This window comes from Cytobacillus sp. FSL H8-0458 (assembly GCF_038002165.1).
In the GTDB taxonomy this organism is placed as follows: domain Bacteria; phylum Bacillota; class Bacilli; order Bacillales; family Cytobacillaceae; genus Cytobacillus.
Genome location: NZ_JBBOBR010000001.1, coordinates 560,800 through 580,934 on the forward strand (window position 1 = coordinate 560,800; position 20,135 = coordinate 580,934).

At 40.8% G+C, this 20,135-nt stretch carries 22 protein-coding genes; 20 read left to right on the plus strand and 2 right to left on the minus strand.

What is annotated here, in order from left to right; genetic code table 11:
- The first annotated feature begins 12 nt into the window (after positions 1 to 12).
- From NYE23_RS02810 to NYE23_RS02830, 5 genes are all read left to right on the plus strand, one after another.
- A complete protein-coding gene (locus NYE23_RS02810; RefSeq protein WP_341075292.1) occupies positions 13 to 801 on the plus strand; it encodes a metallophosphoesterase in 789 nt (262 codons plus the stop codon).
- A gap of 135 nt (positions 802 to 936) precedes the next feature.
- Positions 937 to 1,842, plus strand: coding sequence for a MerR family transcriptional regulator (locus NYE23_RS02815; RefSeq protein WP_341075294.1), 906 nt, complete (start codon positions 937 to 939; stop codon positions 1,840 to 1,842).
- A 285-nt stretch (positions 1,843 to 2,127) separates the two neighbouring features.
- Complete coding sequence (locus tag NYE23_RS02820) at positions 2,128 to 2,706, plus strand: genetic competence negative regulator (protein ID WP_341075297.1); 579 nt, start codon at positions 2,128 to 2,130, stop codon at positions 2,704 to 2,706.
- 420 nt (positions 2,707 to 3,126) lie between these two features.
- Positions 3,127 to 4,401: a Glu/Leu/Phe/Val family dehydrogenase gene (locus NYE23_RS02825; RefSeq protein WP_341075298.1), complete on the plus strand. Its 1,275-nt coding sequence runs from the start codon at positions 3,127 to 3,129 to the stop codon at positions 4,399 to 4,401.
- 122 nt (positions 4,402 to 4,523) lie between these two features.
- Positions 4,524 to 5,504 (plus strand): YpdA family putative bacillithiol disulfide reductase, encoded by a 981-nt coding sequence (locus NYE23_RS02830; RefSeq protein ID WP_445662579.1) that lies wholly within the window; start codon positions 4,524 to 4,526, stop codon positions 5,502 to 5,504.
- Between the two features lie 22 nt (positions 5,505 to 5,526).
- On the opposite strand, the gene NYE23_RS02835 is transcribed toward NYE23_RS02830, so the two are convergent.
- A complete protein-coding gene (locus NYE23_RS02835; RefSeq protein ID WP_341075299.1) occupies positions 5,527 to 6,495 on the minus strand; it encodes an asparaginase in 969 nt (322 codons plus the stop codon).
- Positions 6,496 to 6,627: 132 nt separating this feature from the next.
- Between NYE23_RS02835 and prsW the strand changes: the two genes are divergently transcribed.
- The 9 genes from prsW (at position 6,628) to fni (ending at position 14,603) form a co-directional block, all read left to right on the plus strand.
- Positions 6,628 to 7,317 (plus strand): glutamic-type intramembrane protease PrsW, encoded by a 690-nt coding sequence (prsW, locus tag NYE23_RS02840; protein WP_341075300.1) that lies wholly within the window; start codon positions 6,628 to 6,630, stop codon positions 7,315 to 7,317.
- A gap of 118 nt (positions 7,318 to 7,435) precedes the next feature.
- The gene (sleB, locus tag NYE23_RS02845; RefSeq protein WP_341075301.1) at positions 7,436 to 8,272 is read left to right on the plus strand and encodes a spore cortex-lytic enzyme; all 837 of its coding nucleotides are present in this window, start codon (positions 7,436 to 7,438) and stop codon (positions 8,270 to 8,272) included.
- A 14-nt stretch (positions 8,273 to 8,286) separates the two neighbouring features.
- On the plus strand, positions 8,287 to 9,636 hold the full coding sequence (gene ypeB / locus NYE23_RS02850) for a germination protein YpeB (protein ID WP_341075303.1): 1,350 nt from the start codon (positions 8,287 to 8,289) through the stop codon (positions 9,634 to 9,636).
- Positions 9,637 to 9,769: 133 nt separating this feature from the next.
- Positions 9,770 to 10,429, plus strand: a complete 660-nt coding sequence (locus NYE23_RS02855; RefSeq protein WP_341075304.1) for a flagellar brake protein — start codon at positions 9,770 to 9,772, stop codon at positions 10,427 to 10,429.
- An 86-nt stretch (positions 10,430 to 10,515) separates the two neighbouring features.
- A complete protein-coding gene (locus NYE23_RS02860) occupies positions 10,516 to 10,701 on the plus strand; it encodes a YpfB family protein (RefSeq protein ID WP_386852051.1) in 186 nt (61 codons plus the stop codon).
- A 166-nt stretch (positions 10,702 to 10,867) separates the two neighbouring features.
- Positions 10,868 to 11,548: a (d)CMP kinase gene (gene cmk, locus NYE23_RS02865; protein WP_341075305.1), complete on the plus strand. Its 681-nt coding sequence runs from the start codon at positions 10,868 to 10,870 to the stop codon at positions 11,546 to 11,548.
- Complete coding sequence (locus NYE23_RS02870) at positions 11,545 to 12,126, plus strand: lysophospholipid acyltransferase family protein (RefSeq protein ID WP_341075306.1); 582 nt, start codon at positions 11,545 to 11,547, stop codon at positions 12,124 to 12,126. Before cmk ends, NYE23_RS02870 begins: the two co-directional genes overlap by 4 nt.
- A gap of 263 nt (positions 12,127 to 12,389) precedes the next feature.
- The gene (gene rpsA / locus NYE23_RS02875; protein WP_341075307.1) at positions 12,390 to 13,529 is read left to right on the plus strand and encodes a 30S ribosomal protein S1; all 1,140 of its coding nucleotides are present in this window, start codon (positions 12,390 to 12,392) and stop codon (positions 13,527 to 13,529) included.
- A gap of 12 nt (positions 13,530 to 13,541) precedes the next feature.
- Positions 13,542 to 14,603, plus strand: a complete 1,062-nt coding sequence (fni, locus tag NYE23_RS02880; protein WP_341075309.1) for a type 2 isopentenyl-diphosphate Delta-isomerase — start codon at positions 13,542 to 13,544, stop codon at positions 14,601 to 14,603.
- A gap of 73 nt (positions 14,604 to 14,676) precedes the next feature.
- Here fni and NYE23_RS02885 read toward each other — a convergent pair whose 3' ends face one another.
- Positions 14,677 to 14,820: a YpzI family protein gene (locus NYE23_RS02885; protein WP_082138921.1), complete on the minus strand. Its 144-nt coding sequence runs from the start codon at positions 14,818 to 14,820 to the stop codon at positions 14,677 to 14,679.
- 146 nt (positions 14,821 to 14,966) lie between these two features.
- On the opposite strand from NYE23_RS02885, the gene NYE23_RS02890 reads away from it, so the two are divergent.
- From NYE23_RS02890 to NYE23_RS02915, 6 genes are all read left to right on the plus strand, one after another.
- Entirely contained in the window at positions 14,967 to 15,575 is a 609-nt protein-coding gene (locus NYE23_RS02890; RefSeq protein ID WP_341075310.1) for a YphA family membrane protein, read from the plus strand.
- Positions 15,572 to 16,459 carry a YIEGIA family protein gene (locus NYE23_RS02895; RefSeq protein ID WP_341075312.1) on the plus strand — a complete coding sequence of 296 codons (888 nt, stop codon included), beginning with the start codon at positions 15,572 to 15,574 and terminating at the stop codon, positions 16,457 to 16,459. Before NYE23_RS02890 ends, NYE23_RS02895 begins: the two co-directional genes overlap by 4 nt.
- 3 nt (positions 16,460 to 16,462) lie before the next feature.
- Positions 16,463 to 16,648, plus strand: a complete 186-nt coding sequence (locus NYE23_RS02900) for a capping complex subunit for YIEGIA (protein WP_048008161.1) — start codon at positions 16,463 to 16,465, stop codon at positions 16,646 to 16,648.
- Positions 16,649 to 17,201: 553 nt separating this feature from the next.
- Positions 17,202 to 18,512 carry a ribosome biogenesis GTPase Der gene (gene der, locus NYE23_RS02905; RefSeq protein ID WP_341075314.1) on the plus strand — a complete coding sequence of 437 codons (1,311 nt, stop codon included), beginning with the start codon at positions 17,202 to 17,204 and terminating at the stop codon, positions 18,510 to 18,512.
- 96 nt (positions 18,513 to 18,608) lie between these two features.
- Positions 18,609 to 19,670 (plus strand): NAD(P)H-dependent glycerol-3-phosphate dehydrogenase, encoded by a 1,062-nt coding sequence (locus NYE23_RS02910; RefSeq protein ID WP_341080584.1) that lies wholly within the window; start codon positions 18,609 to 18,611, stop codon positions 19,668 to 19,670.
- 244 nt (positions 19,671 to 19,914) lie between these two features.
- Positions 19,915 to 20,118, plus strand: a complete 204-nt coding sequence (locus NYE23_RS02915; protein WP_341075315.1) for a DUF2768 domain-containing protein — start codon at positions 19,915 to 19,917, stop codon at positions 20,116 to 20,118.
- Positions 20,119 to 20,135: the final 17 nt, after the last annotated feature.

The following is a 20,135-nucleotide window of genomic DNA, read 5'->3' on the forward strand; positions in this document are numbered from 1 at the left end:
GCAGGAGGATTTATGATATACTTAATAGCTTTAGCCTTAATTGGCGGTACAGGTTTACTATTGTTTATGCTTAGGGAGGCATTTGCAGATAGAATTATATATAAAGAGCTTACTTTTCCTGAATTCCCGGAAAGCTTTGGTGAAATAAAGCTTTTTTTTATTTCTGATATTCATAGGAGGACAGTATCAGAAACCATGATTGGGGAGATAAAAGAGAAGAAGCCTGATCTGGTGATTATCGGCGGTGATCTCTTGGAAAAAGGAGTTCCTTTTGATAGAGTAAAGAAAAACCTGCTGAGTTTGAAGGAATGCGGGCCTGTCTATTTCGTGTGGGGGAACAATGATTATGAAGTGGATTACCATCAGCTCGACGCCCTCCTCCTCGAATGCGGAGTTAAAATTCTTGATAACACTGCCCTCTCCTTTGAATCAGCGGAAGGTGAGCGCTTTATTCTGCTGGGAACAGATGATCTTAGCAAAGAGAGGGATCGGCTCGACCTTGCACTTGAGGATGCAGGCTCTGATGGATTTCGGGTTCTCGTCAGCCATGATCCGCGAATCATTAATAGTATAGAAAAAGAACAAAATATTCACCTTGTCTTAAGCGGGCATACACATGGGGGTCAAATACATATTTTGGGGTATAGCCTATATGAAAAGGGACGGATAAAAGTGCTGCCGCAAACAACAATTCTGATCAGCAACGGCTATGGTACGACTGGAGTGCCTTTAAGGCTGGGGGCAAAGTCTGAAACTCACTTCATCACCTTAAAAAAAGCTGATATCGACGCTGCAAAATAAAAACACATCCAGATTTTACAATTCTTACAGCTGTTTTTATACTTTTTAAGTAGGTATAAGTTCTGAAATTAATCGCTGTCCAGCTGGCTCGAGGGCATGGCGATCTGTTAATTAGCATTGAAGGGAGGGCTGGGCATGGCAACTGAAGAGGGTAAATATAATATCAAGGCTGTTTCTAAGATGCTCGGCATTCAGCCAGGAACCTTAAGAGCATGGGAAAGACGATATCAAATCGTTGCCCCAAAGAGAAATGAATCCGGCCATAGACTATACACCGAAGAGCATATCAAAATATTAAAATGGCTGATCAGCAAAGTGGATCAGGGTTTTTCCATCAGCCAGGCTGTTTCCCTTCTGGAAAACAAGGAACTAAATGCTGAGCCGCTTCAGATGGATAAGGAAGGAGACCGGTCGGGTGCCCTCGCCAATGAGCTGCTTGAAGCTCTTCTTCATTTTAATGAATCCAAAGCGCATGATTTGATTAATCAGGCTTTTAGTTTTTACACAATTGATAAAGTATTAATTGATATTTTAGGCTCTCTTTTAGTGAAAATCGGGCATCTATGGGAGGAAGGAAAAATAACCAGTGCTCATGAGCATTTTGCCTCGTCCATATTAAGATCAAGAATAGGGATGATTCTTCATTCCTTTCCGCATAACGGGGTTCTGCCAAAAGTGGTCGCAGTTTGCGGCCCTGGAGAAGCTCACGAATTAGGGCTTTTAATTTTTACTTTATTCCTGCGGAGAAGAGGATTTGAGGTTGTTTACCTTGGGACAAGCATTGCTGATGAAGATATTGACACTGTAATTGAAGTGGTTAAACCCAAGTTTTTGTTCTTATCCTGTACATTGAAGTCTAACGTGCCGGAAACCCTTAAACTTTCAGAGAGACTTACCGGGACTTATGGAAACCTGCATGTAGGCATTGGGGGATTCGGCATTGATTCCCTTGGCAGCGAAGAAAAAATGAAGTATGAACAGTTTATACCCGGCAGTTCTCCGCAAGAATGGGAAGAATGGATTAAAGAACGGCTCTTATAAAAAAAGATCTGGCGGTCAATTGCCGGGTCTTTTCTTTTGGCTGTTTTCGTAAAGTTTGTTGATTTTTCATAACTTAGTTTAATTTGCTGAGTTGATTGGAGCGGAGGGCACTTGACTCCTGCGGGAGGCTCGCATTCCTCCCCGCGGAAAGCAAGTGCCTGCAGCGGAAATCAACGGGCAGAATTCATAAACAAAAAACAACAAGCTTTGAAAAAAGACGACTCACAAACTAATCAATATTTCATACACTAAACCAAAGAGTTGGTTCAGGTCAGGGGGCTTATAATGCGCTTAGAACGTTTGAATTATAATAAAATCAAAATCTTTCTCACTTTAGATGACTTGAATGATAGGGGACTGACTAAGGAAGATGTCTTGAAGGATTCATTAAAATGGCATCAGCTTTTTCATGAAATGCTTGAAGAGGCAAGTGAAGAATTTGGTGTAGACATTCAGGGCTCAGTTGCAGTGGAGATATTCTCCATGCAGGCACAGGGAATGGTGATGATTGTTACGATGGAGGAGCAGATGGATGAAGAGCTCCTTGAGGATGGTTTTATTGAAATGCAGGTAACTGTTGATGGCAGTGAAGATATATTATTCGAATTCCGGGATTTTGAAGATGTAATTCAAATGGCAAAAAGTCTGAACAGCGTGCAGATTGAGGAAGGGAGCCTATATTGTTATAAGGAAAAGTATTTTTATCATGCAGCTGATTTAGAGGGAGAAAATATTCATCGGGTAATTGCCATATTAGCTGAGTATGGCGATTCAGCTTTTACCAGCATTCACGTTATTCAGGAATATGGGAAAGTGCTTATCGAGACCAGCGCTGTAAAAAAGCTGATGGACTATTTCTCTTAAAGTGGAAGAGGGGAATCAACCTCTTTTTTTTTTGATTGCTGCTCTTTTGCAAGATCTCAAAAAAATTAGCAGACATAGGTAATAACAGCGAAACACCGAATCTGGATTAATAGCTCATGAATTATAAAAAAATTGGGTAAACCAAATATAGTTAAACAGCTGCAATAATATCAAATATAAGGCTGTTTCTTTAAAAAAACAACAAAAGGAAATAGGATGTTTCTTTTGTACTCGAGCGGGAAAAGAAGTACTGGGAGAATACAGAAAATTCCCTTTAATACCAACGCTGATAGCGTTTTCATGTAAATATCAAAAAATGCGGAAAACTTCATTATTCTTCTTGCATAAATTAGGCAAAGGTGTATACTATTCCATGGAAGCGGACAACTAATGAAAGTGATTTTTCTAGGAGGTTTACAAATGGTAGCCGAGAAAGGTACTGATTCAAATAAAGCTGAAAAATTGGACGTTTTAAAGTCGACTCAAACGGTCATACATAAGGCTTTAGGGAAGCTGGGTTATTCTGATGAGGTGTATGAGCTTCTTAAAGAGCCAATTCGTATGATGACAGTGAAAATTCCTGTACGGATGGATGACGGAACAGTAAAAGTCTTTACTGGCTACCGGGCCCAGCATAATGATGCTGTTGGTCCTACTAAAGGCGGTATTCGTTTTCACCCGAATGTAACTGAAAAGGAAGTAAAGGCACTGTCTATTTGGATGAGCTTAAAATGCGGAATTGTAGATCTTCCATATGGCGGAGGTAAAGGTGGAATCGTGTGTGACCCGCGCGATATGTCCTTCGGTGAGTTAGAGCGGCTAAGCCGCGGGTATGTTCGGGCAATCAGTCAAATTGTGGGGCCTACTAAGGATATTCCTGCGCCTGATGTATTTACCAATTCGCAGATAATGGCATGGATGATGGATGAATACAGCCGGATTGATGAATTTAATTCCCCAGGCTTTATTACCGGTAAACCGCTTGTACTGGGCGGTTCACATGGACGGGAATCAGCAACAGCTAAAGGTGTTACAATTTGCATTCGGGAAGCTGCCAAGAAAAAAGGCATCAACCTTGAAGGTGCAAGAGTTGTTGTTCAGGGATTCGGAAACGCTGGAAGTTTCCTCTCGAAGTTTATGCATGATGCCGGTGCGAAGGTTGTTGGTATTTCAGATGCTTATGGCGGTTTATATGATCCAAACGGCCTTGATATTGATTACCTCTTGGATCGCCGTGACAGCTTCGGCACTGTGACAAAGTTGTTTAATGATACAATTTCAAATAAAGAGCTTCTTGAACTTGATTGCGATATTCTAGTCCCGGCAGCTATAGAAAACCAGATAACAGAAGAAAATGCACATAATATAAGAGCTGGCATTGTAGTGGAGGCGGCTAACGGTCCAACTACTTTGGAAGCAACCCGGATCCTGTCTGAGCGGGGGATCCTGCTTGTCCCTGATGTACTGGCTTCTGCCGGTGGTGTAACAGTATCCTATTTCGAATGGGTTCAAAATAACCAGGGATATTACTGGACTGAAGAAGAAGTAGAAGAAAAGCTTGAGAAAGTCATGGTTAAATCATTCGATAATATTTATCAGACATCCCAAATCCGCCGTGTCGATATGCGTCTGGCTGCCTATATGGTAGGTGTCAGAAAAATGGCTGAAGCTTCTAGATTCCGCGGATGGATTTAACTGTAACTATCTAAAGTAGAACATTTGAATAATCATAAGAAATCTCCTATCATAAACTGATGGGAGATTTTTTATAAACGCAGCATGGAATATTTGTTTTTGGCATTTAAGGAGTGAGAATCTTGAATATAGACGCTATTATTGTTGGGGGAGGGCCCTGCGGATTGGCAGCTGCCATAGCCCTTCAGGAAGCTGGAAAAAACCCCCTTGTTATCGAAAAGGGCAATATCGTAAACGCAATATACCACTACCCAACACACCAGACTTTCTTCAGCACAAGCGAAAAGCTCGAAATCGGCGGTGTGCCCTTCATAACGGAAAATTACAAGCCTAAGAGAAACCAGGCGCTAACGTATTACCGGGAAGTGGTGAAAAGAAAGGGCATTAAGATTAATGCTTACGAGAAAGTTCAATATGTAATAAAGAATCAATCTGAAGCATTTGACGTACAAACTGATAAGGGGCATTATACCGTCAATAACGTCATAATTGCAACCGGTTATTACGACCATCCCAATTACATGGGAGTACCTGGCGAGGATCTTTCAAAGGTATTTCACTATTTCAAAGAAGCTCACCCATTTTTTGATAAAGACGTAGCGGTTATCGGCGGTAAAAACTCAAGTGTTGATGCTGCGATCGAACTGGTAAAAGCAGGAGCCAAAGTTACGGTAATCTATCGAGGAACAGAATATTCACCAAGCATAAAGCCATGGATTCTGCCTGAGTTTGAGTCTTTAGTGAGAAATGGCGTCATTAAAATGGAATTCAATGCACATGTGAAAGAAATCAGTGAAAATAAGCTATTATATAAGGTGGATGGTAAAACTTTTGACATTAAGAACGATTTTGTATTTGCCATGACTGGCTACCATCCTGATCACGAATTTTTAAGAAGTATGGGTATTCAAATTAATGATGAAACAGGGCGTCCCCAATTTAACCCTGAAACGATGGAAACGAATGTCCCTGGAATATTTATTGCAGGTGTGATAGCTGCCGGAAATAATGCCAACGAAATTTTTATTGAAAATGGGAGATTTCATGGCGGACAAATAGCTAAAGCAATCATTGAAAAAGAGAGCGAAAGCAGCAAAGGCTGATCACTTAAGATCAGCCTTTTAATTATATTTGAAAAATCTCTTCGATATTTTGCTGCGTTTCCAATCCAATTAACAGTTTAATTCTGGCTTTTTGCCCATTAAGTCCATTTGAGAAAATAACACCCATATCCTTGAGATGTTTTCCTCCTCCGTCATAACCATATACATCTTGTGCAATTCCATTGAAACAGCGGGAAACCAATACAATCGGAATGTTTTTTTCAGTAAGGGCTTTAATGCCCTCAATTGTGGCTGGAGGGAGATTACCTTGTCCAAGTGCTTCAATTACAACCCCATCGAAATCTAAATCCCCGATTGCATGAAGCAAAGAAGAATCCATTCCGGCAAAAGCTTTAATAAGTGTGACTTTTTTTACAATCGTATCCAAAGGATAGTATTCTCTATTTGTCGGCGCGTTATGGAATAATACACCTCTCTTTGTGACTATTCCGATTGGCCCATACTGAGGGCTCTGGAAAGTAGAAACATTACTCGTATGTGTTTTTGTAACATTTTCTGCTGTATGGATTTCATCATTTAAAACGACAAGGACCCCTTTGTCTTTTGCTTCTTCACATGCAGCCACACGAATAGATGAAATAAGGTTGTAAAGTCCGTCTGAACCGATTTCATTACTCGACCTCATTGCCCCTGTAACAACGATGGGAAGGGATGTTTTAACACTCAAATCCAAAAAGTAGGCTGTCTCTTCTAATGTATCTGTCCCATGGGTAATCACTACGCCGCTAATCTCTTCCTTTGCAAGGCTGTTTTCAATGATTTCCTTTAATTTAAGCATTTCCTTTGGTGTAATATGCGGTGAAGGGAGGTGGAAAGGCTCTTCAACCAGTAATTCTGCAAGCGACAGCAGTTCTTTTGTTTTTTCAGTTAATGGATTATTATCTGTTGGCTTTACGGCACCTGTTGCTGCATCCTCGCTCATTGAAATGGTGCCTCCTGTGTGTATAACAAGTATCTTTTTTTTCTCCATGTTAATCCCCCAATTTTTGCTTTTAAATAAGAATATGAAGCGAAATATTTCTTTTCCAATATTTGAATAATCATTTTAATTCTTTCTATATCATGATACGATTAAGAAAACAGATTGAAAAGAGGACAGCTCATGCTGGGAATATTATCCGCTGGCATCGCGCCGGGACTGGCACTATTAAGTTATTTTTATTTAAAAGATCAATATGAGTCAGAACCCATATCAATGGTTTTTAAAACTTTTTTATTTGGTGCTTTGCTCGTGTTCCCCATCATGTTCATCCAATATGTCTTAGAAGTTGAAGGGGTGCTGCAGTCCAGTTTAGCGGATGCGTTTCTGTCATCAAGCATGCTGGAAGAATTCTTTAAATGGTTTATATTATTCTATACTATTTATCAGCATATAACCTTTGATGAACCATATGATGGAATAGTGTATGGTGCCTCAGTATCACTCGGCTTTGCTACTGCAGAAAATATCTTCTATCTTATCGGGCTCGGTGTGGAACACGCACTTGGGAGGGCCTTGCTCCCGGTTTCCAGTCATGCTCTCTTCGGTGTTATTATGGGCTATTATATAGGAAAAGGAAAATTCTCGGCAACATCTACAAGAAAATGGTTAGCCTTTTCACTTCTTATACCTTTTCTCCTTCACGGCATTTACGACTATATCCTTATCTCCCTAAAACATTGGATTTTTATCATGTTTCCATTTATGATCTTCCTTTGGTGGCTGGGCTTAAGAAAAGTTAAAAAAGCAAGGGCTCATAGCGCAAGGCATATGAATCACCAATTTGATATACAGAAAACTCTCCATTCCTGATGGAGGGTTTTTTTATTTCCGGCAACCTTAATAAATGACTCAAGTTATTGAATAAAAAGCCAGGGACTACAAAAAATAGGGTCAATGATAAAAGATTGACTTTTGGAGGTTATAATCCATGAAAAAGAAATTTTTGGCAGGAAAGGTTTTACTCATAATCTCCCTTTGTGTGCTGGGAATTCCATTGAGCGGGAATATGGAAAAAGCCAATGCCTTTTCAAATCAGGTGATTCAGCACGGGGCTGTAGGCGAAGATGTAATAGAACTTCAGTCCCGTCTCCAGTATTTAGGCTTTTACAACGGGAAGATCGATGGAGTCTTTGGATGGGGAACCTATTGGGCACTGAGGAACTTCCAATATGAATTTGGACTTCCCATTGACGGGCTTGCAGGCCAGGAAACAAAAAACAAGCTCGCGAAAGCATCTAAATACAATGAACAGTATGTGAAAGAACAAATCAATAAGGGGAATAAATTTACCCACTATGGCGGAGTGGAAACTGACAAGCAGACTAAGCCTCAGCAAGGGTCAACGGGGGGAACGGAACAGCAGCAGGAAGCTCCCAAACAGCCCACTGCTTCAAATGTCCCTAATGGCTTCTCGGAAAATGATATTCAGCTAATGGCCAATGCGGTCTATGGAGAATCAAGAGGGGAACCGTATACAGGCCAGGTGGCCGTTGCTGCTGTTATCTTAAACCGTGTAAACAGTGCTTCATTCCCAAACACTGTTTCTGGTGTCATTTTTGAGCCTCGTGCTTTTACTGCCGTTGCCGATGGACAGATATGGCTAACGCCAAATGATACGGCAAAAAAAGCAGTGCTGGATGCGATAAATGGATGGGACCCGACAGGAGAGGCGCTGTATTACTTTAATCCGGATACCGCTACAAGCGGATGGATTTGGACACGGCCGCAAATCAAGCGGATTGGAAAACATATATTCTGTAAATAGAGGGGTGAATAATCATGCTTAGAGGAATTCTTATTGGAGTACTTGCGCTGGGCGTTGCAGGTACAGCGTTTTGGGGTTATCAGGAACACCGTGAGAAAAATGCAATTCTCATTAATGCTGAAAATAATTATCAAAGAGCATTTCATGATTTAACTTATCAAGTCGACCTATTGCATGACAAAATCGGAACAACTTTAGCGATGAATTCGAGAGCTTCACTGTCACCTGAATTGGCAGAAGTATGGAGATTGACTTCAGAGGCCCACTCGGATGTGGGCCAGCTGCCTCTAACACTTCTTCCTTTTAATAAAACCGAAGAGTTTCTATCCAATATCGGAGATTTCAGCTATCGGACAGCAGTAAGAGACTTAGAGAAGGAACCGTTATCGGAAAAGGAATACCAAACGCTCAAACAGCTTTATAAGCAATCTGCGGATGTTCAGCAGGATTTACGTAAAGTACAGCATATGGTTCTTGAAAAAAACTTAAGATGGATGGATGTGGAAATGGCTCTCGCGTCCAATAAAGAACCTGCAGACAATACAATCATAGATGGCTTTAAGACAGTGGAAAAAACAGTTGAAGGCTATGGAGAGACAGACTTTGGGCCTGCATTTGTAAATATGCAGAAAAAGGATGAAAACTACAAATATCTGAAGGGCAAAGAAATAACAGAAAAAGAAGCTGCACGTATTGGTCAGCATTATGCAGGTTTGGGTAAAAATGTGAATATCAGAGTAACGGAGAACGGCAAGGGATCTGATTACGGGTTTTTCAGTGTGAGTATCCAAAACAAGAAAACAAATGAAGAAGCAAACATGGATATTACCAAAAAAGGCGGCTATCCAATCTGGTTTATCCTGGACCGGAAAGTGGCGAAACAAAAAGTAAGCCTTAATGAGGCAAGCAATAATGCAGTTAAATTTCTAAAGGACAATGGCTTTAAAGATCTGGATTTATTCGAGAGTGCCCAATATGACAATTTAGGTGTATTCACCTTCGTGTCGAATCAGGATGGTGTAAGAATTTATCCGGACTCCATTCGTGTGAAAATTGCGCTTGACAATGGCAGGATGACAGCTTTTTCTGCGGAAGATTATTTAAAATCTCATCATCAGCGTGAAATTCCTGAGCCTGCGATCACTGCAGAAGAGGCAAGATCCAAGGTGAACCCGCAGCTGAAAGTCATGGAAGACAGGCGAGCAATAATTATCAACGATTTGAATCAGGAAGTTTCCTGTTATGAATTTGTGGGCACATTGGGTGAAGATACTTACAGGATTTATTTAAATGCAGAAACAGGACAGGAAGAAAAAGTAGAAAAGCTTAAGAATGCAGAACCAATCTATGAAGATGTAGTGTAAAGAAAGCCGGATAGGCTTTCTTTTTTTTAGGTCTTTTTGCCTAAAAGAAATAAAAATGTTATTGCAGGAATCTAATATAGCGTTCATAATTAAATGACAAGATTATCCTTTTGTTATGGGGAAGTGTAGAAGTGTGATAAATATTGGAGAAGCATTGATGCTCGAATTGACGTACTCTGAAAAACCTGAGAATTATAAATGCAAGCTTGCCGAAAGAGAAGGAAATAACTTATATATTGATTATCCAATAAATCAGGAAACGAATAAAACTGCATTTCTGGTAGATGGTACTCAGCTGAAGGCTACCTTTTTGGCTGATGATGGAACAGTATACCTTTTCGAAAGCGAGGTTCTTGGAAGAGTTAAGCAAAAAATCCCTATGATGATTTTATCCTATCCCGGGGATGAACATTTAGTGAAAATTCAAAGGCGGCAGTTTGTCCGGGTTGAAACACCTGTAGATGTTGCAATCCATGCGGAAAATAATGAGTTTACTCCTTTTGTGTCCGTTACGGATGATATAAGTGCAGGCGGGGCTGCAATCATCGCTAAGATGGACAATTCCTTAAAAGCCAATATGCAAATACTTACTTATTTCGTATTAGCCATGCAAAACGGTGCAAATTATTATTTGAAGCTTAAAAGTAAAATAATAAGAGTATCTGAATCAAGAAATGGTATATCGCTTATTTCTGTACAATTCATAGATACAACCCCGCAGGACAGGCAATTGCTTCTGCGCTTTTGTTTCGATAGGCAATTGGCCATGAAGAAAAAAGGCCTGGAAAAATGAATAAAGGAATATTTTTTATATTCATCTCTCATAATAGATGGTAAAGTCTATGGCTGAATTTTATATTTCCAGTTGGAGAGATGGCAATGATGAAAACGGTGGAGAGGATTATTCTTAAGTTAATAATTGTGCAATTTGTTTTCCTGCTGATCACTCAATTTTTCTTTCATCATATGGATGCTTTTCCGGAATTAAAGCAGCTGACACAGTATGAAGGTGTCACAGATCAGAATTTTACTGAGCTGCTTGAAACTTTCAGGAAAAATAATTAGCAGGCAGGCGCCTGCTTATTTTTTGTGGCGAAATTTTTTCAGGACTATTTAAAAAAATTTGCAAGACTTAAAAACAGCTTATTTATGCACTGATGCAGAATTATTATGTTAAAATAAAGCGGAATGAACCTGGGGAAAAAGCGGCCAGGGTTACACAGGAGGATCTATGAGTAAACGTATATCAATTGCAATTGACGGGCCAGCTGCTGCAGGGAAAAGTACAGTAGCAAAGATCGTGGCAGAAAAATTATCTTACATATATATTGATACTGGTGCCATGTATCGCGCCTTAACATATAAAGCGATTCAGAAAAATGCAAGCCTTGAAGATGAAGCTTCTCTTATGAAGATTTTAAACAATACAGTTATTGAACTGCAGCCAGGTGAAAAAGGGCAATTAATTTATCTGGACGGCCAGGATGTGACAAACGAAATCAGAACTTCCGAAGTGACAAATTCTGTTTCTGTTGTCTCCATGCACAAGCTGGTCAGGGAAGAAATGGTTTCGCGTCAGCAAAGCTTTGCTTTAAATGGAGGAGTGGTCATGGATGGCAGGGATATTGGAACCCATGTCCTGCCCCATGCAGAAGTGAAAGTTTTCCTTCGGGCATCTGTCGATGAAAGAGCTTTAAGGCGGCATAACGAAAATATCCAAAAGGGATATTCATCTGACCTGGACAAGCTGAAGGAGGAAATCTCCCATAGGGACAAGCTGGACTCTGAACGTGAAATAGCTCCTTTAAGAAAAGCGGCAGATGCTAAGGAGATTGATACTACATCTTTGTCAATTGGGCAGGTAGTCGATAAGATAATGGATCTGGCTATTGAAAGGATTGGTTCTAAGTGAATCTCTACGCTTTTGCCAAAGCGGCAGTCTATGGAGTCCTAAAACCCATTTACAGATTTGAAGTAATCGGAAAGGAAAACATTCCATCTGAAGGCGGAGTTCTTCTATGCTCCAATCATATAGATAATCTGGATCCGCCCGTAGTCGGAATTAATGCTCCAAGGCCAGTATATTTTATGGCCAAAGAAGAGCTTTTTAATGTTCCGGTCCTCGGGAAAATTGTTCCTCATCTAAACGCTTTTCCTGTCAAAAGAGGAATGAGTGACAGGGAAGCATTAAGAAAAGGGCTTGCGATCTTAAAAGAAGGAAATGTTTTAGGGCTGTTTCCTGAGGGTACTAGGAGTAAAACGGGACAGCTGGGAAAAGGTCTTGCCGGAGCAGGATTTTTTGCTCTCAGGTCGGAAGCGCATGTCGTTCCCTGCGCCATTATTGGTCCTTATAAAGCCTTTTCAAAATTAAAAGTTGTTTACGGGACACCAATTGATATGAAAGAGCTCAGAGAAAGAAAGGCTTCGGCGGAGGAAACCACCGAGAGGATTATGTCTGAAATCCGTAAATTAATTGAAGATTACTCATAGACCTTCTTGCTTGACAAAAAACTTCTTTTGTAAGAAGTTAGTAAAAAGGCATTTTTTAAAAAGGCGAAAATATTCGAAAAATAAGGCTTTCCTTTACTGAACAATTTTATAATCCTTATAATCAAAAACAGTTGAAAAATAGCCTGCAAATCATTAGCCATTCGAGTATTTCTGCTGCTGACACAGGGTTCTTGCCTGGATGGCAGGCAGTTGAATACAGATTAAAAATTTGAAAGCAGCCATTGGATTAAGGAGGAATACATATGTCAGAGGAAATGAATCAAGTAGAAGTTAAAAATTTTGAGGTGGGTGACAAGGTTAAAGGCCAAGTTACCAAGGTTGAAGAAAAGCAAGTCATTGTTGACCTTGCTGACAGCAAACTAGATGGGATTATCCCAATCAGCGAGCTTTCAAGCCTGCACATTGAAAAAGCTGGCGATGCGGTATCAGAAGGAGATGAACTCGAGCTTGAGGTTTTAAAAGTCGAGGAAGATGCCCTTATTCTTTCAAAACGTAAAGTTGATGCCGGTAAATCATGGGAAACTCTCGAAAAGAAATTCAATGAGGGTGAAGTTTTTGAAGCAGAAATAAAAGATGTAGTTAAAGGCGGATTAGTAGTAGACCTGGGTGTTCGCGGATTTGTTCCTGCTTCCCTGGTTGAAGCTCATTTTGTTGAAGATTTTACTGATTATAAAGGCAAAACGATGACATTTAAAATTGTTGAGCTTGATAAAGATAAAAATCGCCTGATTCTTTCCCATCGTGCTGTAATTGAGGAAGAAAAAGGCAAGCAGAAACATCAAGTGCTGGAGTCCCTTCAGGCAGGTCAGGTTCTAGATGGAACAGTTCAAAGAATTACTGACTTTGGAGCATTTGTTGATATCGGCGGAATCGATGGGCTTGTCCATATTTCCCAGCTATCCTATGAGCATGTAGAAAAGCCTTCAGATGTTGTCGAGGAAGGCCAAAAAGTGAAAGTGAAAGTATTAAGCGTTGACCGTGACAATGAACGCATTTCTCTATCCATTAAGGAGACTCTGCCTGGACCATGGGATAATATCAGCGAGAAGGCTCCTAAAGGCAGCACTCTTGATGGAACAGTAAGAAGACTCGTTTCCTATGGAGCATTTGTTGAAGTTTTCCCGGGTGTTGAAGGACTTGTCCATATTTCTCAAATTGCACATAAACATATCGGAACTCCTCATGAAGTTCTAAGCGAAGGACAGGAAGTGAAAGTGAAGGTTCTTGATGTGAACGAACAGGATCAGCGCCTGTCATTGAGCATCAAAGATCTTCTTGAAAAAGAGCAGGAAGAAGTGACTGACTATGAACTTCCTGAAGAAACTAAAGGCTTCTCGCTTGGTGATATGATTGGCGATCAGCTAAAGAATTTAAAAAAGTAATGGTGATAAATTGTGTCCAGATCAAAACGTAAATGGGATCATATCCAGCATGCTTTAGCAACAGGCCAAAGCAGCAATACCGGTTTAGCGGATATTGTTTTTATTCATCAAAGCCTTCCTGATGCGTTTCTTGATCAGGCAGATTTAGGCACTTCAATTGGCGAACTTTCATTAAGTTCGCCAATTTTTATAAATGCCATGACAGGTGGCGGGGGAGAAAGAACGGTTCAAATTAACCGGGATCTTGCCTTGGCTGCCAAATCAACAGGCCTTGCAATGGCAGTAGGGTCTCAGATGTCTGCACTTAAGGACCCCAGTGAAGCAGAATCCTACAGGGTTGTCAGAAGAGAAAACCCCCGAGGAATTATTTTTGGCAACTTAGGAAGCGAAGCTACAATCGATCAGGCAAAAGCAGCAGTTGATATGATTGAAGCAGATGCACTGCAAATTCATTTAAATACTGTCCAGGAATTGACCATGCCTGAAGGGGACCGGGATTTTCGCGGTGCATTAAAAAGAATTGAAAATATCGTCTCCCATTCCGAAGTTCCAGTAGTAGTAAAGGAAGTCGGGTTTGGCATAAATAAAGAAACAGCTTCAATGCTTGCATCAGCCGGTGTTACTGCAATTGATATCGGCGGATTTGGCGGAACAAATTTCTCCCGTATTGAAAATGCAAGAAGAGATAGACTGTTATCGTTTTTCGATGAGTGGGGAATCCCTACAGCTGTCTCCATTGCAGAAACTGCATCTTTGGAAGCAGGCATGGCTGTCATTGCTTCCGGTGGCATCCGTACAAGCCATGAAATAGCAAAGGCAATTGCTCTTGGTGCTGGAGCTGCTGGGATGGCTGGATTCTTTTTAAAGGTTCTAATGAAAGAAGGACTTGAGGCACTTATTGAAGAGATTAACAATATTCATTCTGAATTGAAGATGATTATGACTGCCTTGGGGGCAGAAAGCATTGCGGCACTCCAGCAGTCTCCAATTATCATTGATGGAAGGACCCATCATTGGCTGAATGAACGCGGAATTGATACAAAAGCATATTCCAGGCGGACCATCCCAAAATAGCTCTCGTCATTTGACGAGAGCTATTTTCTCTTTCTGGCTTCAGTGCATAGCAAGGCACTGCAGCTTTTCTGCTTTAACTGTATTTTGAATCATTCAGAGATCTGGCTTCTTCGGGGCTCTGCATTTTAGAAGCTCCGGGATAATGAAGTGCCTGGTCACGATCGGATTCGACTTTTCCGCTGTTCTTCAGCTTTTTTTCCTGTCTGTCTTTGCCCATATATAACACCTCCATATTATTAAGATGAAGTGAGCGCAAGAGAATTATGCAAAAAGACAGCTGGGATTCCATTTCATAATGCTTTTGAACTTGCAGGGTTAATTTACATACGAAGTAGCCATAATGGAAATGATAGGAGGTAGAGGATGGAAGGATTAATTTTCTATTGGATATCCTGGATGGTTTGGATTATGGCGACTTTTTTTATGGAACGAACTAATAAATACAGGTTTTTATTGTCTGCGTGGATCTTACTCTTCATTATGCTGTCACCCTGGACACTTAATATCTTCAATTTTAATATTGGTATCGCTGGCCTTTTTCTGCTTGTATCCCTATATATTTTTGCCGGGAGACTAAAAGAACTGAGCAAACTTTATTTCCTTTTTTGCACATTCATCCTGATGATGGCCTATGTCACATTTCACCTTTTTGAACTGTTTGATCCTGTTTGGGTGATTTTCCCCAGGGAATGGATGCTTTCAGTCCTTCTGGTTTATATGGCTGTACTCCTGCAAAAAAACAGAATGCTCAGACTGCCGTTAATATTGCTTGGGGGCATCCAGGGGGAAGTTCTGTATGCATTTATTCTTAATAGATTTTCCTTTCCGTACACTATTGGATCATTGGCCTTTCTGGATATCATGGCAATCTCTGTTTCCATATCCGTCGTATGGATTGCAGTGCATTGGGCGGTCAAATATATAGAAGCCAACTTTAAACATTTTGAAAGGGAGAAACAAAAATTATCATGAGTGAATATACGTACCCGATACTTTTTGGTCTGGCAGCTGGAACCTTGACCCGTATTTATATGCTGCGGACCGATTACCGTCAATACCCTACATACTTGCATGGGAAAATTATACACGTTGCACTGGGATTCATTGCTGCAGGTCTTGGAACGGTGGCAATCCCTTCAATAATGGAGGAAGAATTTACAGCTATTACCTTCCTGACCCTTGCTGCATCCCAGTTTAGAGAAGTCAGAAACATGGAAAGAAACACGCTCACAGAACTGGACAGCTACGAGATGGTTCCCAGAGGCAAAACGTATATAGAAGGAGTGGCAATCGCCTTCGAAAGCAGGAATTATCTTGTGATTTTCACATCTTTATTAAGTACGCTTGGCTTTCTGGTATTTAATATATGGGGAGGACTTGCAGCAGCCATTCTGGCCGTAGTTATTTCCAAAAAATTAATGTCTGGGGGAAGGCTGAAGGAAATCGTTGATGTTGAGTTTGTGGAGCCGCGTTTTGATGGAGCGGGCTTGTATGTTGACAATATTTATATAATGAATATAGGTTTGCCCGATAGACAAGAGGAAGTGCTGCGATATGGGATGGGATTTATTTTAAAACCTAAAAATTTCAATGCCCGCTCCACTATTGCAAATCTTGGGCAGAGGCAGGCTATATTGCATGATGTTTCTACTGCTTTGGGTGTTTACCGGGATTCCGGAACTCCTGCGCTTGTTCCGCTGGCGAAAAGAGATCTGGATGATGGGCGTGTAGGAGTATTTGTATTGCCCCAGGAAAAGGATATTAATAAAGCCCTAAAAGTCATCGAAGCGGTCCCGACACTCGAAAATGCAATCAGGATGCCCACTGAACGGCAAACGAATGGGAAAGGAAGTTAGCGTATGGTGCTTGAAAAATACATACTGGCTGCAATTACAACAAATCCATCCAAGATACCTTCAGGAACTGCCGTTTTCCATTGTGAAGATAAAAAAGAAATGGAAATCATCGCAGCCAATCTTGAAGCGATTCTTGACGGAATTGCCCATGCTTTAACAGAAGAACTATATGTAATTGTTAAGCATTAATGGGGCTTCCAAGTTTTAATAAAACATAAATTATATCTTTAAACTTCGATAACTGTCTAGCTCCAGGCGCCATCGGCTCGAGGTCAGAAGCTTGTCTTGTTGCGGCTCCTAGGGACGAAAGACTAGCCAATCCCTTCCAGAAGAAAAGAACACCTTCTTGCAGGGCTCTTCTTATGCTTGAGGCCCGCAGGACAAGGAAGGCTACGTCACCATAAACATCGCACGACTAAAAGCGACAGCTTTTAGGAGGATGCGGGTCATGCAGACGTTGCCACAGGACGTGGCGATTTTAGTCTGCGTTCCTTGATAAGCGGGCGCCTTCCGCTTTTCCTATTGCTAGGAAGGTTTCTCTTTGTTAAAATATCTAAGTTAGACCCTTCTATCTTTGAGAAGGGTTTATTTTATAAATGTAAAGCGGTTTGGATGGTTTTAACATCAATGTTGTGTTATTGTGGACAGCCATCTGTATGCTTACTTTAGGTAAAGGCATTTCTGGAACATAAACGCAAAGTTGAAAACAATTTAAGAATAAAGAATTGAAAGGGTGATGTTCATGGCAAAACCGGTTTTGGCTATTGTCGGGCGTCCTAACGTTGGAAAATCAACGATATTTAACAGAATTGTAGGAGAACGGATATCAATTGTCGAAGATATTCCGGGAGTGACCAGGGACAGAATTTATAGTTCTGCAGAATGGCTGACTCATGACTTTAATATTATTGATACAGGCGGAATTGATATTGGGGACGAGCCATTTTTAGAGCAAATTCGTCTACAGGCAGAAATTGCGATAGATGAAGCAGATGTCATTATTTTTCTTGTAAACGGAAGAGAGGGTGTCACTTCTGCAGATGAGGAAGTTGCCAAAATATTATATAAAGCCAAAAAGCCTGTAGTTCTGGGTGTTAATAAAATCGATAACCCTGAGATGCGGGATTTGATCTATGACTTTTATGCACTGGGTTTTGGTGAGCCGTTTCCGATTTCAGGTTCCCATGGTCTTGGTCTTGGAGACTTGCTTGATGAAGCTGCCAAGCATTTCCCAAAACATGGCCAAAGTGAATATGGAGAAGATATCATTAAGTTTTCATTAATTGGCCGCCCGAATGTCGGGAAGTCCTCCCTTGTAAACGCGATGCTTGGCGAAGAACGGGTCATTGTCAGCAATATTGCAGGCACCACAAGAGATGCAATCGACTCGAAGGTCAAAGTGGATGGACAGGAATATGTCATCATTGATACTGCGGGTATGCGAAAAAAAGGGAAAGTTTATGAAACAACAGAAAAATACAGTGTACTAAGAGCTTTGAGGGCAATTGAACGTTCCGATGTTGTCCTGGTGGTCATTGATGGGGAAGAAGGAATCATTGAACAGGACAAGCGCATTGCCGGTTATGCTCATGAAGCAGGCAGAGCTGTTGTTATTGTTGTCAATAAGTGGGATGCTGTTGAAAAAGATGAGAAAACAATGAAGGCATTTGAACAAAATATCCGTGAGCATTTTCAATTCCTGGATTATGCACCTGTTGTTTTCCTTTCCGCCAAAACGAAAAAGCGTATTCATACACTTATTCCAATGATTAACACAGCCAGTGAAAATCATTCTTTGCGTGTTGAAACAAGCGTCCTGAATGATGTTGTAATGGATGCTGTTGCAATGAATCCGACGCCAACAGATAAAGGAAGACGCCTCAGAATTTATTACACAACACAGGTTGCTGTAAAGCCGCCGACATTTGTTGTGTTTGTCAATGATCCTGAACTTCTTCATTTTTCTTATGAACGGTTCCTGGAAAACCGAATCAGGGACGCTTTTGGTTTTGAAGGCACACCTATTAAGATATTTGCAAGGGAAAGAAAATAATGCGATGACTCCGGCCGGATAGCTTTATAAATGTGTCTGGCTGCTGAATCGGATGAATTTTTGATGCACCCAAATACATTAAAAGGCAGTGATCAAATGGAGCGAAAAAAAGAAAGCGTAGCTGTAGCTGGTGCCGGCAGCTGGGGTACTGCCCTGGCGATGGTGCTAGCAGATAATGGGCATGATGTCAGACTGTGGGGCCATAATCCTGATCAGATAGAGGAAATTAATAATCACCATACTAATCAAAAATATTTATCAGGTATACAGCTGCCTGCAGAAATAAAAGGATACACATCGCTTGAAGAGGCTTTAACCGGAACAGACACGCTGATTTTGGCAGTACCGACAAAGGCCATTCGTGAAGTCATGGGGAAGATCAAGGGAATTAGAAGAGAGCCCCTAACCATTGTCCACGTAAGTAAAGGAATTGAACCTGATTCACTTCTCAGGATATCTGAAATGATTGAAGAGGAAATGCCCGGAGAACTTTTGGACAGTGTAGTTGTCCTATCTGGCCCAAGCCATGCAGAAGAAGTTAGTCTCAGGCATCCGACAACTGTTACGGTATCATCAAAAAATATGGACGCTGCCGAAAAAATTCAGGATTTGTTTATCAATAACAATTTCAGAGTATATACCAACCCTGATATCATTGGAGTAGAAATTGGCGGTGCTTTAAAAAATATCATTGCTCTTGCTGCCGGAATTACAGATGGCTTAGGTTATGGAGACAATGCAAAGGCAGCCCTCATAACGAGAGGTCTTGCTGAAATTGCCCGTCTCGGGATGAAGATGGGGGCAAGTCCGCTTACTTTCTCAGGATTAGCGGGAATTGGGGATTTGATCGTTACATGTACTTCCGTCCATTCACGCAATTGGAGAGCAGGCAACCTTCTTGGAAAAGGGCATAATCTGCAGGAAGTCCTGGATAATATGGGCATGGTCGTAGAGGGCGTCAGAACAACAAAAGCAGCGCATCAGCTGGCTCAAAAATATGACGTGAAAATGCCAATTACCACTGTTCTGTATGATGTCCTTTTTAATAATGTTAATGCAAAGGATGCTGTTGATCTTCTGATGGCAAGAGGAAAGACACATGAGATGGAAGATCTTGCGAACGTTTTGGAAGATCAAAGCGGGAATAAAAAAATCTGATATCTATATAAATTTAAAAATATAGGCATTAGATGATGCGAGACAGCAGGTTCCTGCATACAATGCAACGAAGCAAACTAGTGTAATGAACAGGGTGCTGGGTTATTTAGTCAAATGGCTGAGGTAAAGAATTGCCCCTTCTTTGCCTCAGTTTTTTTTGACTTCATTTTTTTCGTGATGAAAAGCTTTTAGATTTATCCATTTAATATGGTATAATACATTTCGGAAAAGGGAGTTGATTTGTATGTCGCCGGCTTTAATGAAAATGTGGATATCGCTTGCTTCTATGGGATTCATGTTTTTATCTATAATATTGATTTATCTTAGCCGCTACAAGCTGAAAGCTGGAGTTTTTAAGGTTATAACAGCTATTATTGCCTACTTTTTAATGATAATAAGCGGAATTATTATAGTGATTGTCGTGTTCAGCGGTCCGACAAGCAGCTAGCACTTTTACATAAAGGG

What these genes read in the sequence shown, in the direction of transcription:
- NYE23_RS02810 (WP_341075292.1), top strand. Translation starts at nt 13, where the DNA reads ATGATATACTTAATAGCTTTAGCCTTAATTGGCGGTACAGGTTTACTA.
- NYE23_RS02815 (WP_341075294.1), top strand. Translation starts at nt 937, where the DNA reads ATGGCAACTGAAGAGGGTAAATATAATATCAAGGCTGTTTCTAAGATG.
- NYE23_RS02820 (WP_341075297.1), top strand. Translation starts at nt 2,128, where the DNA reads ATGCGCTTAGAACGTTTGAATTATAATAAAATCAAAATCTTTCTCACT.
- NYE23_RS02825 (WP_341075298.1), top strand. Translation starts at nt 3,127, where the DNA reads ATGGTAGCCGAGAAAGGTACTGATTCAAATAAAGCTGAAAAATTGGAC.
- NYE23_RS02835 (WP_341075299.1), bottom strand. Translation starts at nt 6,495, where the DNA reads ATGGAGAAAAAAAAGATACTTGTTATACACACAGGAGGCACCATTTCA.
- prsW (WP_341075300.1), top strand. Translation starts at nt 6,628, where the DNA reads ATGCTGGGAATATTATCCGCTGGCATCGCGCCGGGACTGGCACTATTA.
- sleB (WP_341075301.1), top strand. Translation starts at nt 7,436, where the DNA reads ATGAAAAAGAAATTTTTGGCAGGAAAGGTTTTACTCATAATCTCCCTT.
- ypeB (WP_341075303.1), top strand. Translation starts at nt 8,287, where the DNA reads ATGCTTAGAGGAATTCTTATTGGAGTACTTGCGCTGGGCGTTGCAGGT.
- NYE23_RS02860 (WP_386852051.1), top strand. Translation starts at nt 10,516, where the DNA reads ATGATGAAAACGGTGGAGAGGATTATTCTTAAGTTAATAATTGTGCAA.
- cmk (WP_341075305.1), top strand. Translation starts at nt 10,868, where the DNA reads ATGAGTAAACGTATATCAATTGCAATTGACGGGCCAGCTGCTGCAGGG.
- rpsA (WP_341075307.1), top strand. Translation starts at nt 12,390, where the DNA reads ATGTCAGAGGAAATGAATCAAGTAGAAGTTAAAAATTTTGAGGTGGGT.
- NYE23_RS02885 (WP_082138921.1), bottom strand. Translation starts at nt 14,820, where the DNA reads ATGGGCAAAGACAGACAGGAAAAAAAGCTGAAGAACAGCGGAAAAGTC.
- NYE23_RS02890 (WP_341075310.1), top strand. Translation starts at nt 14,967, where the DNA reads ATGGAAGGATTAATTTTCTATTGGATATCCTGGATGGTTTGGATTATG.
- NYE23_RS02895 (WP_341075312.1), top strand. Translation starts at nt 15,572, where the DNA reads ATGAGTGAATATACGTACCCGATACTTTTTGGTCTGGCAGCTGGAACC.
- NYE23_RS02900 (WP_048008161.1), top strand. Translation starts at nt 16,463, where the DNA reads ATGGTGCTTGAAAAATACATACTGGCTGCAATTACAACAAATCCATCC.
- der (WP_341075314.1), top strand. Translation starts at nt 17,202, where the DNA reads ATGGCAAAACCGGTTTTGGCTATTGTCGGGCGTCCTAACGTTGGAAAA.
- NYE23_RS02910 (WP_341080584.1), top strand. Translation starts at nt 18,609, where the DNA reads ATGGAGCGAAAAAAAGAAAGCGTAGCTGTAGCTGGTGCCGGCAGCTGG.
- NYE23_RS02915 (WP_341075315.1), top strand. Translation starts at nt 19,915, where the DNA reads ATGTCGCCGGCTTTAATGAAAATGTGGATATCGCTTGCTTCTATGGGA.